Here is an 18,116-nt window from a genome sequence, read left to right as displayed (position 1 = left end):
GCAGTCACATGAGTCAAGTGAAGCAACCGAATGTTGTATTCATCATTGCTGATGACCATCGTGCCGAGTCGATTCACGCTTTCGGAAATAAGGATGTGTTCACACCTACGCTTGATACGCTGTCCAAGGAAGGAACGTCATTTTGCAGCACCCATATTTTCGGAGGGCTGACGGGTGCCGTCTGTGCGCCGAGCAGAGCTTGTGTTAACTCTGGCCTGTCCATCTTCCGTTCGATGATCGGCAACGATGTCACCAATTGGGATCATGCAATCACGCTAAGATCCGATGTCCTGCTCATGCCACAAGCGCTGAAGAACGCCGGCTATGTCACCCATGCCATCGGCAAATGGCACAACGATAAGCCCAGCTTCGCCCGCAGCTTTACCGGCGGTGACAAGCTGTTCTTCGGCGGCATGAGCGACCACACGGCAGTGCCTGTTCAGGATTTTGATCCAACTGGCGTGTATCCTTCGGAAAAAGAATATATTGCAGACGGGTTCTCATCGGAGTTGTTCACCGATGCTGCCGTGCAGTTCGTAGATCATTACGCAGAGGATAAACCGTTCTATCTCTATATAGCTTATACGTCGCCGCATGATCCACGTACCGCACCGGAGCCATATGCCAGCATGTATCTGCCTGGCGAGATTCCGCTGCCGCCGAATTACTGCACCGCCTTCCCATTCGATAACGGGGACATGGATGTGCGGGATGAGCATCTGGCCGCGAAGCCGCGAGACGAGGATGAAATACGCCGGCATCTCGCCGATTATTATGGCATGATTACGCATATGGATGCCCAAATCGCAAGAGTCGTCCAGGCGCTCAAAGCCAAGGGCATCGAAGATAACACCATCATCGTATATACCGCGGACCATGGCATTGCGATCGGTCAGCATGGCCTAATGGGCAAACAGAACATGTTCGAGCACAGCATTCATATTCCACTCATAATGAAAGGACCTGGCATTCCGAGCGACAAGCAGGTACAAGCACTAACCAGCAATATCGATATCTTCCCAACGGTTGCCGAGTTATGTGGCATACCCCAGCCGGTAACCGACGGAACCAGCATGGTTCCCCTGCTCCAAGACGAGCTGCGAGCGAAGAACGTCGTCGGTTCGGTCTACGCTGACATTCAGCGGACGATTCAGGATGGCCATTGGAAATTGATTCGCTATTACGTATCCGCGAGCTCTGGTCGAGGAACGGAATACCTTCAATTATTCGATCTGGCGCAGGACCCTTGGGAGACGACGGATGTATCCAAGCACCCAGCGAATGTGGAACATCTTCACCGATTAGCTGCAGCATTGCAAGCTTGGATGGTGGAGCATGACGATATTCTGCAGGAAGTTCCCGTTCTCATCTCCTCTCCGCATCATTCATAAACGGTCAATAAGCAGCTTCCGGACGAACCCGGAAGCTGCTTTGATTAACCCGCTCAAATAAAAAACCGCCTCGGATCTCTCCAAGACGGCTTTGTGATTTGATTAGACTGTTTTCAAAAATTCAACAATAGTGAGTAAACCTTTATCGAAATTCTCGAGGTTAAAATGTTCATTCGGTGCATGCAGGTTCTCATCTGGCAAGCCAAAGCCCATCATCACGACCGGCGCTTCGAGCACACGGGAGAATGTCTCCACAATCGGGATGGACCCCCCATCCTTCGTGAACAACGCGCGAGTTCCATAGATTGTGCCATAGGCATCTGCAGCAACCTGCAGCACGCGATCCGTCGGATCGATATTAAATGCGCGAGCTTTCTCACCATCGGTAATCGTTAGCGTAGCACCCGGTTGAATGTGTGCGTTCAGATGTTTTCTAATTTTATTGAGCATGTCCTGAGGGTCTTGATCGCCCACCAAGCGGCAAGTAATCTTCGCATGCGCTTCCTTCGGGATGACGGTCTTCGTCCCCTCCCCTTGGAATCCACCGTAGACACCGTTAAGCTCAAGCGTCGGTCTAGCGCCAACACGTTCCACGAACGTGTAGCCTTCTTCACCATATAGCGTATCGAGACCGAGCGATTTCGTAAGTGCATCTTCATTCAGCCCTTGCTTCGCGAACTCCTCGCGCATCATTGCCGATAGCTCTGGTACACCTTCGTAGAAGCCTTCTACCGCGATGCGGCCTTGCTCATCATGCAGTGTTGCCAGCAATGACACGATCGCGTGAAGCGCGTTCGGCACGCCGCCACCATAAGTACCGGAATGAAGATCCGTATTCGCTGTGTTCACAGCTACCTCTAGGGAACAAAGTCCACGAAGTCCTGTGCTGATCGCTGGTTTGCCCGGTTCCATTAAGGATGTATCCGAGATGAGGATCGCATCCGCAGCCAGCTTCTCCCGATTCGCTTCCAAGAAAGGCGGCAGACTTGCGCTCGAAATCTCCTCTTCCCCTTCGATACAGAGCTTAATGTTGACCGGAAGCTGCTTCTCTTGATTCAGAATCGCTTCTATTGCCTTCACATGTAAGAACAACTGCCCCTTATCATCCGTTGCACCGCGTGCATATAACTTGCCGTCACGAATCGCTGGTTCGAATGGTGGTGTTGTCCACAAGTTCAGAGGATCGACCGGTTGAACGTCATAGTGGCCATAGACCAGAATGGTTGGTTTGCCCGGCGCATGCAGATGATCGGCTGTAATGATCGGATGACCTTTCGTCTGATGAACCTCTACATGCTCAAGTCCGATTTCTTTCAGGTGGTTGGCAAGCCATTCGGCTGCGCGGTTCACATCTTCTTTATGCGCGGATAATGCGGAAATACTCGGAATCGAGAGCCACTCTTGCAGTTGGCTTAGATGCTTTTCTCTATTGGTTTGGAAATATGTCTCGTAACTCATGGGAATTGAAATCCTCCTCGTCGTGATTGATGTATGTATGACACTATTGTACTACGTTTTCGAGAAATTACGAAAAATTTGACTAATATTCCCTCACTTATGCATTCGTTGATGCAGTGATAGGTGCAGCTAACCAACTCCTACTCCTTACCCCTTCGGCACAAGCCGAATCAGCTTGTCATCCCCTTCTTGGGGATTCCCTCGGCCATCGCGATTGTTCGTCATGAAGTAAAGCACGCCGCCTGGCGCCTCGTACACGTTGCGGATTCTTCCGTAGTTGCGGAACAAGGACTGCACATTCGCAACCTTTTCGCCGCTATCATCGAGCGTCATGCTCAACACCTGTTGCCCCCGAAGGTTCGCAACGAGCAGTTGCCCTTTCCATGGCCCTTGCGAGACGAAGGTGATCCCCGACGGCGCCCAAGTCTCGTCCCCGCTATGAATGATCGGCATCTTGAATGCCGGATGCTCAAGCGATGTCTCGTCACCTTCAATGACTGGCCAACCATAATTGGCGCCCGCTTCAATTAGGTTAATCTCATCATGTGCCGATTGCCCGTGTTCTGAAGCATATAGCCTTCCCGTCTCGGGATGCCAAGCTATGCCTTGCGGGTTTCGGTGGCCCATGCTGTACATCGGCGACCCTGCCACCGGATTATCGGCCGGAATCGATCCGTCCAGGTTGATGCGCAATATTTTGCCGGATCGAACGTTCGGATCCTGCGCGAGCTCTGGTTGATATTGCTCACCCATCGTCACATACAGTTTACCATCTGGACCGATCTTGATCCGACCGCCATTATGATTGCCGGACGTCCCACCTCCTAGCCCATCAAGTAGAATGCGATCGACCGTAGCCCGGTTATTCTGTTCTTTCAGACGAAGAACCCGATTATACAAAGCTCCATTCTTGTCATAGGTATGATACACATAGAAATACCGGTTCTGCTCAAAATTTGGATCCAACACCAGTCCGAGCAGACCACTCTCCGCTTCTTGATGAATATCCTCAGCAAGATTAATCACGGGTTCTGGCAAAAGCTGATCATCCACCATCACACGCACTCGGCCGGAACGTTCAGCGATAAAGATCCGAGCGTCCTTCGCCACATCCATCTCCCATGGGACATCTAAATGATCGGCTGCAACCTCTACTCGATATGGCAATTCAGTTTGATTTTCGACCTGTCTCGTAAGGTGCTCTTGTCTTGCCTCTCTCGTACAAGAAGACATCACCAACGTCAACAACAACATTCCAATTGCGGCGAACTTCAACGCTATCTCCCCTTTCGATGGACGTACTGCCGTTACTCCCTATCCCCTATGCTATATTCGAGAATCACCTTATTTTTCCTGTACATAGAAAAAAGGTTACCCTTTGCGCTTAACGCTCAAAGGATAACCCCTATTATTAGATGAATTCAGACTTCTGAAGAAATCGTTCAAGCATAACCGCAACTTCTGCTCTTGTAATGGCTGCTTGCGGTGCAAGCTGTGTACTGCTGCGGCCAGAGACGACTCCTGCCTGCAAACTCTCTACAATGCCGTTCACTGCCCAAGAAGAGGCTTGATTCTTATCTTCGAAGGCACGTAGAATTTCTTCATTCGAAGGTTTTGGCAAGTTCGTGCTTAGTGCGGTAAGCTTCATCGCTTGCGCAATCATAACCATCGCTTGTTCTCTTGTGATTTGGTCCATCGGACGGAACTGTCCGTCTTCATAGCCACTGATCAAGTGATAGACGTAAGCCGTCTGAATAACTTCATGGTACCAATCCGACACCAACACATCCTTGAATCCCGATTCACCTCCTTCAAGTTTTAAGCCTAATCCACGCACGAGCATCGCAGCGAACTCTGCCCGTGTAATCTTTTGATCAGGATTGAATCGACCTTCATCATCACCCCGGACCACCATCCGTGATCCCATATCGGTAATCGCGTCTTTCGCCCAATGCTGTGCCACATCCATGAATTCAACCGGATGCCAGATGACAACATACGTGCTATTCGTAAGACTATGGATGATCGCAACAACCTTACCATCCTTACGCACAATTTTCGTTGGCACATGACGTACGCTGCCGTCTTCTTCAATCACAATAGCAGTCGTGATCCGATTCGGATCTGCGACGTCAGATAGAACAATTGTCCGCTCCACATAGCTATCAAATTTAGACAATTCTACGCTCTTGCTTCCATAGAACGCTTTGACTGTAAATTGGAGCGGTGTTGCTACCAGTGTAAATGCCCCTTTGCTCGCCACTTGTTGTATCTTTTTCAATGTATCAGCGCTTGGTACGGCTATTTCGATCTGCACTTTGATATCTTGAAGCACAACATCTTTCCCAAATCGGTTGGCTAACTGATTCATTCCGAGTTGCTTAGCGGAGATCGTATAAGATCCCTTCTCCGACTGAAGGGTTAAGGTAACTCCTGCCTTTTCCAACATTTGAAGAAGATGACCATTCAACTCACCAATCGTAACATCGGAATTGAATATTGGAATCACGATAACCGCCCCATGCCCTTCCGACGCCATCATTTCCTCCAGCTTCTTCTGATCCAATGTCACTGTTGTGACGGTCTGCCCATTCACTTGTTTCTTCGTTACTTTACCAATATGAATCGCTTTGCCGTTAATAAGAACATCCACGAGGTTGTCTGATGGAACAGGCGTACTTGGCTGGGAAGAGGAGCTTCCTCCATCGTTGTTCCCTCCACCATTTGTAGGCGCTGCCGGTGTTACCGGATTCGATATTGGCGAAGCAGCACTTTTACCTGCACTATTCATAGCTTGGACTGTGAACGTATAAGTCGTCCCATTCACAAGCCCTGTGATGGTAATCGGACTGTTCGAACCCGCTACAACGACATTGCCCGGTGACACCGTCACCTCATAACCCGTGACAGAACTTCCTCCGTCATCTGTCGGTGCCTTGAATGTGATGGTTGCTTGACCATTCCCTGCTATCGCCTTAACATCCGTAGGTGCTCCCGGAATCGTCCGAGGCTTCGCGCTGACTTCATTTGATGCCGCACTATCCCCACCTGGATTCGTCGCCTTAACAACGAAATTGTAGGACTCCCCGTTCGTCAGTCCCGTGACATCATAGCTGTATACCGCGCCTGTAACGGAAGCGACTTCCGTATCGTATACGCCTGGTGTTCGGCTTTGATACACTTTATAGCCTGTCGAGCCGTCTACTGGACTCCAATCCAAATGGATTTGCATATCCCCTGCTACAGCTGGTAGTAGAATCGGTGCACCCGGTGCTGGCACTTGCGGCGTTGCGCTAACTTCATTGGACGCTGTACTGATGCCCCCAGGGTTAATTGCTTTGACCACGAAATGATACGTTGTTCCATTCGCCAGTCCTACCGCATCGTAGCTCGTTACCGAGCTGTCTACCACCACAAGTTCCTGATCATAAACGCCTGCATCAGTGCTCTGATAGACGGCATAACTTACGGATCCGTACATTGCACTCCATTGTAAAAGAACATGTCCGTCGCCTGCTGTCACGGACTCAATGCTAGGTGCTATAAGCGAAGGCCATGGAAGATCTACTACTGCACTTAATATTTCAGGCATAGCGGCCGCATTGAATGCCAATTGTGCTCCAATGACTTCCGCTTCATTCGTTGCGCCAAGCCCCGAGAATGTGACAATGCCTGCTTGCGCTGTCGCTACCATTGGACCTGTCAGCTTCCACGTGCCTGTATCCTTGATCGATGCAGTCACGACGGTGCTGTTATCGCCAGCGTTCACGTTGCCGTACTTATCATATAACGTTACAACAGGCTGAATCGCAAATGCGCCACCATTGCTTGCCGGGGCAGCAACATCCTTCGTCAACTCCATGGATGCTGTGTTGCCTGCAACCAGTGTCAGGACAAGCGAATTCGTATCCGGCTTCGCAACGCTAGTGATGCGGAAGTCAATCGTCTGCGCATCTGATTTGTTCAACTTCAAGTCAGCTTTTGCAACACCATCCACAAAAGTCACGCTGACTGTGTTAGGCGACGCGGTTAGTTCCGTTGCCTCGAAGCTTCCATACGATTGATCCGGTGCTTGCTGGTAACCTGTCACAATGACATCCTGTGCACCATTAAATGTCTTGTCCGTATGTCCTAACGAATTTAATACCGTTAATGTGATTTCAACATCTGTGCCTACGGTTGGATTGATGTTGTTAGCTGCAGCGGTTACGCTCTGTGCTCCAGCAGGTGCCGGCAGATTCACTACTGTGCTCATCACATCAGACATACCCGCCGCCTTGAATTGCAGTTGTGCGCCGGTGACGCCTTCATCATTCGTCGCTCCTAAATTGTTGAAATTCACGATTCCAGCTTTTGCTTTAACTGTTGCGTCGCCTGTCAAGGTCCACGAGCCAACATCCTTCTGAGATGCCGTTACTACTGTGCTATTATCATTCGTACTAATGTTCCCGTATTTATCGAGTAACTCTAATACAGGCTGTTGGGCAAAAACTGCACCATTTAAGGTCGGTGCGGTCACATCTTGGCTTAGCTTCATCGCGACTGCATTGCCTGCGACTGGCGTTATACTAATCGTATTCGCACCCGGTACCGCTACGTCTGCGATACTGAAATGAATCGGCTGTGCTTCTGCTTTGTTCAATGCCAATTTCACATGTGCAACACCACCCGCGAAAGTGACAGACGCCGTACTACTTGAAGCGGTTAGATTCTTCCCGTCCAAACTGCCATACGACCCATTCGGTGCTTGCACATATCCCGTTACTGTTACGTCATGCGCTCCGTTAAAAGTAGCATCTGTTTTATTTAGGGAATTGCGTACCGTTAAAGTAATATCATTATCCACACCAACGCCTGGATTGACATCCTTAGCCACCGCGGTTACGTTCTGCGCCCCAGCAGGTGCCGGAAGATTCACGACGGCACTCACAGCATCAGGCAAGCCTAGTGCCTTGAATTGCAATTGCGTGCCCGTAACGCCCTCATCATTCGTCGCACCAAGATCTGAAAATGCGATGACGCCTGCAGCTGCTGTTCCGTTCAAAGTTCCTGACAGCGTCCACGCCCCTGCATCCTTCTTCGATACAGATACGACGGTGCCATTGTCGTTATTGCATGGGTTGCCAAAGGCATCCAATAGTGTCACCACAGGCTGATTCGCAAAGGCTCCGCCATTCACGGACGGTGCTGTAATATCTTGCGTCAGCTTCATCGATGCTGCGCTGCCTGCGACCGGTGCCATGTTCAATACATTCGTCGCATGAGCAGCCACGCCCTCGATCTGGAATCCGATGCTCTGAATAGCAGCAAAATTCAGCTTCAATTGTACTTTCGCGACACCATCCACAAAATTTACAGATACCGCACTAAGTACTGCCGCTAACGGCGTTCCATGGAAGCTGCCATACGAACCATTCGGCGCAGGCTGCGTACCTGTTATCGTTACATTTTTATTGCCGTCAAAAGCGGCGTCTGTATGGCCTGCCGAATCTAGCACCGTCAAAGTGATCTCATCATCTTGACCTGCTGTCGGTGTCAAAGTCGCAGCTGCAGCTGTGGCACTCTGCGCGCCAGCAGGTGGACCTAAGGATACAGTCATTCTCGTCATATTACTACCTGCAATGTTGAAGTTCACACCGTCATAGGCAACGCCATTCAAATTGGATGCTGAATTAGAGGATTCCTTACTCCATGTCGTTCCATCGGGTGACGACATCATTTCACCAGCATTACCTACTGCCAGAAAACTCCCATTACCGTAGGCAACGTCATTTAGACTACCAGCATTCACAGAAATCGGATTCCATGTCGTCAAATCTGCTGATTTGTAGATGATCCCTTTGCCTGTAGATGGATTCTGACCTACCATGACGTACTGACTTCCGCTATAAGCAATGCCCGTCATGATGGAATCCGGAGCAGCAACCTCAAGCGGTGTGCCCCACGTCTCTCCATCTGATGATCGAGCAACCACAATTTTCTCTAAATTATAGTTGCTATCATATTTCGTCCCTAACGCGATAAATTGATTATTCAGATAGGTAACCGTATTGAAGCTGTAGTCCACATTCGTATATTTCGACCAGGCACTCTTGTCTGCCGCCCTCACGTCTGCTGTGCTATAAATCGTCCCATAATCAGAGACCATGACATATTTTCCTGCGCCAGTCGCGACGCCTGTTAACGACTCATTAAGACTGTTCGCTTCCCCCCAGACGACTCCGTCATTGGAAGATAATATCTTCGCTTTTCCATCATTACCCGTTCCTGACACGGCAACAAATTGCCCATTCCCGTAGTTAACTGCATTTAGGCCAGGAATCCGCGAGGGCGTAACTTCGTTCCAATCTTTAGCATTCGTAGATTGATAGATTGATCCAAAAGAACCATTGTTCGCAATCTCAACATACGTGCCCTTCCCATCATCTACAATACTTTGGAGGCTGCCCGTTAGAAGCTTCCAATTCTTAAGATCCAATGACACGACCATGCCTTCGTACCCGGAAGCAATGTAATTTTTACTAACGTCGTCGTATACGATATTGTCGAACATCATGGATGTCTTCGTATCGCTGACACTCCAATCTTTGAGTTGCGGTGTGGGATTACTCGTATAATAGATTCTCCCTTGATCCCCAAGCAATACATATTGGCGATTCCCTACCGGTCCCACTTCTGCGCCACCATAAATCGGGTTGTTATCCCAAGATGTATTCACGGACCAATTTGTCCCGTCCGTTGAAGTGAACATCTTCTTCTGGAAGGCCGCCGCATACGTGAAGAACATGTTTTTTAAATAGGTCACATTGTTCATATAAGGCCACATCGAATTGAATTCGTTGATGACAAGCTGGGTTAGTGTAACCGTCGTCCAAGAAGATAAATTCGAAGAATAATAGAACGTAGCATTTAATCCTGATACAACATTTCTTTTATTAAACGTATCATAGGCAATATCCGTTATAGATTGCATCCCCATGATATGATCGGTAGAGGTAATGTTGGTATTCTTCCACGTACTGCCGTCTAGCGAGTATTCCAACCGAACTTTGTAGGCTGGCGGATTCGTACCCTGCACGTAATCCGAACGCCATGCGAAGAATGTATCACTTTCGATTCCATTCGGGTCGATCTTGCTTTTCACCATTTTGAGCTTCGTAGGCACATAACCGATATCTGTACTGATCCAATTTTCACCTTCTGCAGAAGTATAAATATTGCTCGTCGTGCCATCAATCGCAACAAACTTCCCGTTCGCAAACGTAATAGTTGTCAAAGTCGGATCATTGACGTTCCGATTTACAATCTTCCAATCCACCCCATTGGTAGATGTCGAGACACTTCGATTCATCCCTACAGCGACGAATTTTCCATTTCCAAATGCAACATTCGTTAATTGCCCTGTAGATATCGCGCTTTGTTCTTTGATCACTCCAGTCGCAGCACTCGCTGTATCAGGTACGACCAGCATACTTACGAGCGGTAATAAAAGACCTAGCACGAGAATTAAGCTTAACCTACTTTTCATACTCGGTTGTCGCCCCATCCCTTTCTGCCCAGCATTTCTGTGCTTCATTGACTTTGAACTCATACATTCGATTCCCCCTATGTATTCTCCCAATCTATTAAAAATGGAGGTATGTTTCCCTCCTTACATCTGCTCATACACATCATGCATCGACATAGTTTTCATGCCCTTTTGTCAATGGTTTTTATCACACTTCAAAAACGGCATAACTGTCCTCACCTGCAGACGATAACTCAGGAAAACCCCCTCAAAAAAACACGACGAAGAGGTCGTCGTGTTCTTTGTCGTATCGTGATTGTCTTATAGCGCACGCATCCGATTATTTCTTGGGTTATGCTCAACTTCTGCAAGACCTAGGGCTTCCATCAATGGCGGAACGTACATGCCGAAGCGTCCGCGAAGTCCTTTTTTCAGACCATACCAGCCTCCGACTGGATTCTCGAGAGAACGCCCCCAAGCTTCCACCGTACCATCCTTCGCCGGCTTCTGTTCGTCAGCGCTGCTGAGCTCCATCCAATCTCCATGAGCTTTCAGCATTTCATGTAAATCTGCAATGCACCGCGCATCGTAATGCAGCACGGTCTTCCCAACCGTACAGACGATAATTTCTCGTCCATCCTTCTCATCCTTGTACATCTGATACTCCGATGTTAATGGCGGCGTCTTCAATTGCCAAGGATTGTCCTTCGTTCCGAGCTCTGACATTCCATTCACTCCTCAACTTATATTATGTTTCTTTTCACACCATCATCTCAACAAATTCTTCCTCCGAAATGACTTTGAACCCTTCACGTCTTAGCAGCGCGGTTGTAACCCCAACACCCACCATCCGCGTATTCGAGAAGCTGCCATCATAGACCATTTTCCCACCACAGGAGGGACTGTATTCCTTTAGTACAATGATCGTCGCCTGCAGCTCACGTGCGAGTTCGAGGGTACGCTGCGCCCCAAGGAGATAGAGCTCGGTCACGTCGCTCCCCGATTTCTCTACGATCTTCGCACGGCCATCCAGCACTTCTTCGCCTGTGCCGTTCACAATCTCTGCAGGTTCACGCGGCGTCTGGAACCCTCCGAGCAATTCCGGACACACCATCTTGGCTCGTCCCTGTTCTACAAGTTCATGAATTTTGTCTACCAGGCGATGCGTTGCATTATACCGGCATTCTACACCAGCAAGACAAGAACTTACGAGTATCATGCAGTTTCATCCTCTTTCTATCACGTTCGATATGGTTTGACATTATTATACCAATAATTCTATCGTTTGCTCTTGCACATGAACAGGAAATAGATGATTTTCTAGAATCTATAACATTATTGGGTTTGAGGAGAAATAATGTTAAATTTTGTAATGTACTACACTCAAAAAAAGCGGTGTAGACCCCTAAAACACAGGAATCATACACCGCTATGAATATAGCAAGCTAGACTCTACGCCCCCGCAATCCGCGGCATCCACATCGGATCTTTGTCCAGCTCAGCCCACATGAACTCCATGAGCAGTCTAGATTTCAAATCTCGGTGTTCTGAGCTATCCCAGAGATTGCGAATTTCATTCGGATCCTCGACTAAATCGAACATCTCGCCGTACTCTTGATTGCAGTAGACGGTTATTTTATAGCGTTCATTCACATAGGTTCGCAGGTTTACAGTCGTCGGTTCATGATGGAACTCGCATATTATGTTGTTGCGAGCCTTCTCCTGATTCCCAAGCCATACTTCCGACTGGTCTTTCCCCGTCATGGCGCCAGGAATCGGCACCCCCGCGAAATTCAAGAACGTCGGTGCCAAATCTACAAGTGATTGCATCGCATGACTTGTCGCGCCTGCGGCAACTTCCTTCGGATAACGGACGATGAATGGCAATTTCAATAAATCTTCATAATGGAACGCACCTTTGGCAATTAAACCGTGCTGACCGATAAAGTGACCGTGATCCGTCGTGAATACGACGATCGTATCCTCAGCAAGCCCCAGCTCATCGAGCTTATTCAGAATCGAACCGATGTATTTGTCCATCAGGCTCACCATGCCATAATACACGGCAATATCCTTCTTCAGCTGCTCTGTCGTATGTAGATGGCTATGGAATCCATGAACCCCATACCCTGACTCGTAATACGCGGAAAAGTCCGGACCTTGCTCTTGCGATAGCTTAAAATGCGGCGGATTGTTGTCATGCTCGCCCGCTACGACAGAAGGAATCGTAAGCTGATCTGGGTCATACATGCTGGACCATGGCTCAGGCACGAGATATGGCGGATGCGGATCCGGGAAGCTTGCCCACAAGAAGAAATTCTCATCATTCTGCTTGCAGTCCGACAAGAGCGCATTCGTACGTTCTGCAATCCACGTACTATAGTGGTATTCCTCGGGAATGTCCCACTTGTGCTGCACATCATACGTCAATTTGCCAGTCGGCTGTGCATAGTAATCCCGCCAGTTCTCGCAGCCCTTCTCTTCCAACCAGATCGCATAATGCTGACCTACCAGATGCTCGTGCGCATGATTGCGCAGCATCTCGATCTGCTCGAAGCCATAGTACGGGCCTTGGAACTTCTTCCAGTATTCCAGATCTTGTAGCAGCGGTTGCGACTCAATCGACGGATAAGCATCGGAAGTATACGCGGGTTGGAAATGCGCCTTCCCAATCAATGCCGTCCGATAACCTGCCTGCTGCAGATCTTCCCCTACCGTATGCGCTTCTTCTGGCAGCTTCGTGCCAAGTGTCCATGCGCCATGCTGGCTCGGATACATCCCCGTAATAATGGAAGAACGGGATGGCGTACATGTCGGGTTCGGGCAATAAGCCCGAGTGAATGTCGTTCCTTCTGCAACTAGTCGATCCAAATGCGGTGTCGAGATTTCCGGGTTGAATGCTCCAATCGTGTTCCAATGCTGCTGGTCACTCGTAATCAACAAGATATTCGGTCTTTTCTTTGCCATGTTGACCTCCTATGGATGTTATTGCAACGCCACAATACGATCATAGTTCGTCTGGTAAATTGTTACAAGATTATTAAACTATTTCATCATATTAAATAGTTCCAATCTCTGTTGAAATCCTGTTCATTTATACAAAAAAAGCAGGCATAATGCCTGCTCCTCTCATTTGAACCAGCCCTTCTCTTTGAACCGCGTGATCGCTTCGATCCGATTCGTTACCTGCAGCTTATCGAGAATGACGGATATATAGTTACGTACCGTTCCTTGCGTAATGTACAACTGGGTCGCGATTTCTTTCGTATTCTTCCCGTCCGCGATTAAGCCGAGCACTTCCTTCTCCCGCTGCGTCAGTGGGTTCTCCTCGCCATACGCGTCATCGACGAGCTCCGATGCGTAGATCCGACGACCTGCCATAATGCTGCGAATGGAATCTGCCAACTCTTCGCTCGGGCTGTCCTTCAACAAGTAACCGTGCGCTCCTGCCTTAATCGCCCGTTCGAAATACCCCGATCTCGCGAAGGTGGTCAAGATCATGACTTTACAGCCGCTGCCTTTGAGCTCTTCTGCCGCTTCGAGTCCGTTCTTGCCCGGCATCTCAATATCCATCACGACGATATCCGGCCGATATTGGTGAGCCAGCTTCACGGCATCTTCGCCATTGCTCGCCTGCCCGACTACTTCCATGTCCTCTTCCAAATCGAGCAATGAAGCGAGTGCGCCGAGCAACATCCGCTGATCCTCTGCGATCACAATTCGAATCATACGACCACCTCCTTCTCCGGTTGATTCACGATATTCGGAACGCGAATGATCAGGGTCGTCCCGGATTCAGAACGAATCTCCATACTGCCGTTCACGAATTCAAGCCGTTCCTTCATACCGCGCAGTCCATTGCCTCGCTTGCACATCGCTTCATTCGTTAGCCCCACGCCATTGTCCATGACTTTTACCGTGAGCTCCGTTCGCGAAGGAATGATGCAAATACTGCAGAGCGTCGCGCTGCTATGCTTGACTACATTCGTCACGGCTTCCTTGAGGCACATGCTGATCACATTTTCAACAAGGAGTGATGTATTGGTGAGTTTCAGGTCCCCTTCAACATGACATTCAATGAAGGCCGCCTTCAGAATTTGCTTTACGCGGAACATCTCATCCTCGAGACTCGTCCCGCGCATTTGCGTCACCATTTCCCGCACTTCCTTGAGCGCATGTCTCGCCGTCTGCCGTACGTCTTGAATCTCGGCGTGTGCACCTGCCGGGTCTTTGTCGATCAGTTTTCCCGCCAGATCACTCTTTAATCCAATTAATGAGAGTTTCTGCCCTAGCGTATCATGCAAATCCCGCGCAATCCGTTGACGCTCTTCCAGCTTCACCAGCTCCGAGATCCGCTTGTTGGCGTCCTCCAGCTGAACTTCGAGCAACTCTCTCTTGTTCCGGAAATACGTCGTTACAGGCAAGAGAATGACAGCGATCAGACTAACCAAGACGAACGGAATTTGCGTGATCATGATCGGATTTTTCGTTGCAAATCCATAGTTAATCGTCACAAGCGTCGTAATGAGGTGGATCGTATAGAGTGTAATAAAGCCGGCCCGATGATGAATATTCCCGATGAAGAACGCCAGGAACAACCCAAAGTATACATAACCGAACAGCACTGTCATCGTAACCGAAATCAGAATCTGGATTGACGTCCAGAAATAGACAAGCCATCCTTTGGAGACAAAGGACAGCACATAGCAGCCAAAAAAGGCCATGATCATAATAATACCGATCGCCACCTCATACGGAGACGAGGAGCGGAATATGAAGTAGAACGGGAGAATGTAAAAGACGACCCATACATAAGGGCTAAGCCCCGTACTCCGGTGAAAAATTTGATACCATTTCTGCAAGGCTGCTCCTCCCTAAGGTTCACGAGATACGTTATAAGTATCTTATCACAAACGATGGCGGCGTAGTTATTTGCCTTGAACACTTGGACGACGACTATTAGCCGGTTTCACAGCTTCACGAGCTGGATTCTTCAGCAAATGCTTGATCTGCTTGAAGCTTACGAATGTCTTGCGCTCCTCATCCCACAGACGGAACCGCAGTGACTGCAAGCTCGTACGAAGCGTAATCGTCGTTGCATGCTGTAATGGCGGCGTATCATTGTGCGCTTGCTCCAGCAGGTAATTCGGCACCTTCGGGCTCAAATGGTGTACATGATGGAAGCCAATGTTGCCCGTCATCCACTGCAGCAGCTTCGGCAGCTTATAATACGAGCTCCCCTCTACAGCCGCTAGTACATAACTCCACTCGTCTTCATGCTCGAAATACGAGTCTTCGAATTGATGCTGCACATAGAATAACCAAATCCCGAGCATACCAGATACGAAAATAATCGGAACCTGAACCAAGAGGAATGCCTGCCAACCAATCACCCAGCACAGCAATGCGTATAATGCTACGATAAGGACATTCGTCAGGTACGTGTTCATTCGTTCCTTGCGCTTCGCGCCCTTACGGTTGAAACGGTAGGTCAATACAAATATAAAAATCGGTCCGAGACCGAGCATAACAATCGGATTGCGATAGAATCGATAAGCAATGCGCTGCATCAGCGGTGCTGCCACATATTCATCCACCGTCATCACCCACATATCGCCGACGCCCCGTTTATCGAGGTTACTGCTCGTCGCATGATGGATGGAATGGCTGTTCTTCCATTGCTGATACGGGACCAGCGTCAGAACGCCTGTAATCGTGCCGAGGATATCATTTGCACGACGGCTCTTGAAGAAGGATTGATGACAACAGTCATGAAAAATAATAAACGTCCGAATGACAAAGCCCGATGCGACGATCGCGATCGGCAGCGTGAGCCAGTACGATACGGACAGGCTGGCATAAGCCGCGATCCATAGCAGGACTAAAGGTAAAATCGTATTTAAAATCTGCTTCATACTCGTCTTGATATTGCTCTTCTCATAGGGAATCATTTCTTTCTTCAAATGGGCGACATGGGAATGTGTCATCGTGTCATTTCCTCCTCAATTCACGCATGGGAGAACCTACCCAGCAGGTCTATTCTATCTTCATTATAGAAAATGTCGTGTTGGCCGAGTAGTCATGAACGTCAGGTGACGAGTATGACAAATATCATATAAACGGGGGCCTATTTCCCAATTGTGCCCAGATAAGATGATAAAAGCCTCCTGCCGCGAAGGTTATTGTTTCCCTCGCAGCAGAAGGCCTGCTGATGATCGTCTTATTTGCTTGCGCGCCAAGCGTCAAGCTGCTTCTGTGCTTCTGCAATGATCTTGTCGATGCCTTGCGCCTTCAGCTTCTCAATCGCTTTTGGCAGCATCTTCTCTGGATCCACGGATCCTGTGTTGAAGGATGGACCGAATTCATCGACCGCATTCTTCACGTTCGCGATTTCTGTCATGACATTCGTTGGGTCGAATTGGAATCCGAGCAACGGTGCATTTTTCGCGGAATCATTGAATTTCTTGTATTGCTCCCACTTGTCTGCCGGGTCAGCCTTCAGCTTATCGAGCAGGAACATGTTGCCGAGCGTAAAGGACGGCATGCTGTAACCGGAATCCGGAATCGGCTCGTACGTATCTTCCGTCAATCGTTTGTAGTGCACGCCTTCAATCCCGTTGTTGATTAAGTTGCGCAGATATTTATCCGTATTCAGCAAGTTCAAGAACTCCATCGCTTGCTGCGGATATTTGGTTTTGGACGAAATCGCCTGCATTGAACCCGTTACAGACCAGTTAAATACGAGCGGCTCATGCATTGGTGTCGAGACGATCGGATACTTCATACTTTCTGTCCATTGAATGTCGGCGAACGGTACGGTGTGCTGCTTATCCACGAGCCATTTGCCCGTTTTCTCGAAATCATTACCTTGCTTGGTTGCGACATCTGGCGGCAAATAGCCCGCTTGGTAATACTCGCGCATCGTTTTGAAGACTTGCTTCGCTTCCGCAGACTCCCAAATATTCACCATCTTGAAATCTGTTGTATTCATTGGCACCCCAACCGGAATGCCTTCTAATGCAAAATCAAACGGAAGGAACATACCAATGTTCGATGGAATCGGATACACATCCGGTTCGCCCTCTTTGACAGCTTTCAGCATTGGCGCAAGACTCTCCAGTGTCGTTGCCTTTGTGATGTCCAGCTTGTATTTGTCGACGAGGTTCTTATTGAACCGCCATACCGCTTGCGCTGGAAGCTCTTTATTCGTCGGAATCGCATAGTTATGACCATTGACCTTGGAACCTTCGAGGAACGCAGGGTTCAGCACTTCCTTGATGCCTTGGCCATGTTGGTTGATCAGGTCATCCAACTCCAAGAAATAGCCTTTTCTTGCTCCCTCTACATAGTTGAATGCCCATGAGCTCGTGAACGCGATATCGAACGGCTCACCCGAAGCGGCGATGACTTGCATTTTCTGCGAATAGTCGCCCCAATCGATGACTTTCATGTCCAGCTTCACGTTGATTTTCTCTTGCAAATATTTGTTAACCTCAGTCAGTACTTTATCTTGGTCTTTCTGCGGTCCACCAATTGTATACCATAATAGCGTGACTGGATCTTCTTTCTTCTCTGGCGTAACCTGTGTATCTGTCGTTCCTGTGTCCTTCGTGCCCTCACTGGACTTTGTGTCATTGCTGCCGCTAGAGCAGCCTGCGAGTGCGATTGAAGCAAGCATGATGAAGGTTAATACGAGTAGTACACTTTTTCTCATCTCTGTCTTCCTCCCTTTTATAAGAATCTTAGCATCTATCTTCGTA

General features: G+C 48.8%; 11 protein-coding genes. 1 reads left to right on the top strand and 10 read right to left on the bottom strand.

The window, feature by feature from the left end; translation table 11 throughout:
* Nucleotides 1–8 precede the first annotated feature (8 nt).
* Nucleotides 9–1,391, top strand: coding sequence for a sulfatase family protein (locus ACFQZR_RS20315; RefSeq protein WP_379349296.1), 1,383 nt, complete (start codon nt 9–11; stop codon nt 1,389–1,391).
* A 102-nt stretch (nt 1,392–1,493) separates the two neighbouring features.
* Here ACFQZR_RS20315 and ACFQZR_RS20310 read toward each other — a convergent pair whose 3' ends face one another.
* From ACFQZR_RS20310 to ACFQZR_RS20265, 10 genes are all read right to left on the bottom strand, one after another.
* Nucleotides 1,494–2,849: a dipeptidase gene (locus tag ACFQZR_RS20310; protein WP_379349294.1), complete on the bottom strand. Its 1,356-nt coding sequence runs from the start codon at nt 2,847–2,849 to the stop codon at nt 1,494–1,496.
* A 147-nt stretch (nt 2,850–2,996) separates the two neighbouring features.
* Nucleotides 2,997–4,124, bottom strand: coding sequence for a PQQ-dependent sugar dehydrogenase (locus ACFQZR_RS20305; RefSeq protein ID WP_379349292.1), 1,128 nt, complete (start codon nt 4,122–4,124; stop codon nt 2,997–2,999).
* Nucleotides 4,125–4,260: 136 nt separating this feature from the next.
* On the bottom strand, nt 4,261–10,377 hold the full coding sequence (locus ACFQZR_RS20300; protein WP_379349290.1) for a fibronectin type III domain-containing protein: 6,117 nt from the start codon (nt 10,375–10,377) through the stop codon (nt 4,261–4,263).
* A 300-nt stretch (nt 10,378–10,677) separates the two neighbouring features.
* On the bottom strand, nt 10,678–11,082 hold the full coding sequence (locus ACFQZR_RS20295; RefSeq protein ID WP_379349287.1) for a DUF6855 family protein: 405 nt from the start codon (nt 11,080–11,082) through the stop codon (nt 10,678–10,680).
* A 34-nt stretch (nt 11,083–11,116) separates the two neighbouring features.
* Entirely contained in the window at nt 11,117–11,575 is a 459-nt protein-coding gene (locus ACFQZR_RS20290) for a 2-thiouracil desulfurase family protein (protein ID WP_379349285.1), read from the bottom strand.
* 233 nt (nt 11,576–11,808) lie between these two features.
* Complete coding sequence (locus ACFQZR_RS20285) at nt 11,809–13,323, bottom strand: sulfatase family protein (protein WP_379349283.1); 1,515 nt, start codon at nt 13,321–13,323, stop codon at nt 11,809–11,811.
* A 162-nt stretch (nt 13,324–13,485) separates the two neighbouring features.
* Nucleotides 13,486–14,085: a response regulator gene (locus tag ACFQZR_RS20280; protein ID WP_379349281.1), complete on the bottom strand. Its 600-nt coding sequence runs from the start codon at nt 14,083–14,085 to the stop codon at nt 13,486–13,488.
* On the bottom strand, nt 14,082–15,218 hold the full coding sequence (locus ACFQZR_RS20275) for a sensor histidine kinase (protein WP_018758573.1): 1,137 nt from the start codon (nt 15,216–15,218) through the stop codon (nt 14,082–14,084). The genes ACFQZR_RS20280 and ACFQZR_RS20275 overlap by 4 nt, the downstream gene beginning before the upstream one ends.
* 66 nt (nt 15,219–15,284) lie before the next feature.
* Nucleotides 15,285–16,343: a Delta(5) desaturase DesA gene (desA, locus tag ACFQZR_RS20270; protein ID WP_379349279.1), complete on the bottom strand. Its 1,059-nt coding sequence runs from the start codon at nt 16,341–16,343 to the stop codon at nt 15,285–15,287.
* 233 nt (nt 16,344–16,576) lie between these two features.
* Nucleotides 16,577–18,070 carry an ABC transporter substrate-binding protein gene (locus ACFQZR_RS20265; RefSeq protein ID WP_379349277.1) on the bottom strand — a complete coding sequence of 498 codons (1,494 nt, stop codon included), beginning with the start codon at nt 18,068–18,070 and terminating at the stop codon, nt 16,577–16,579.
* Between the last annotated feature and the right edge of the window lie 46 nt (nt 18,071–18,116).

Source organism: Paenibacillus sp. GCM10027629 (genome assembly GCF_042676425.1).
Classification (GTDB): domain Bacteria; phylum Bacillota; class Bacilli; order Paenibacillales; family Paenibacillaceae; genus Paenibacillus_K; species Paenibacillus_K terrigena.
Note: the sequence above shows the minus strand (reverse complement) of the source record. Positions and strands in the feature narration are given on the sequence as shown.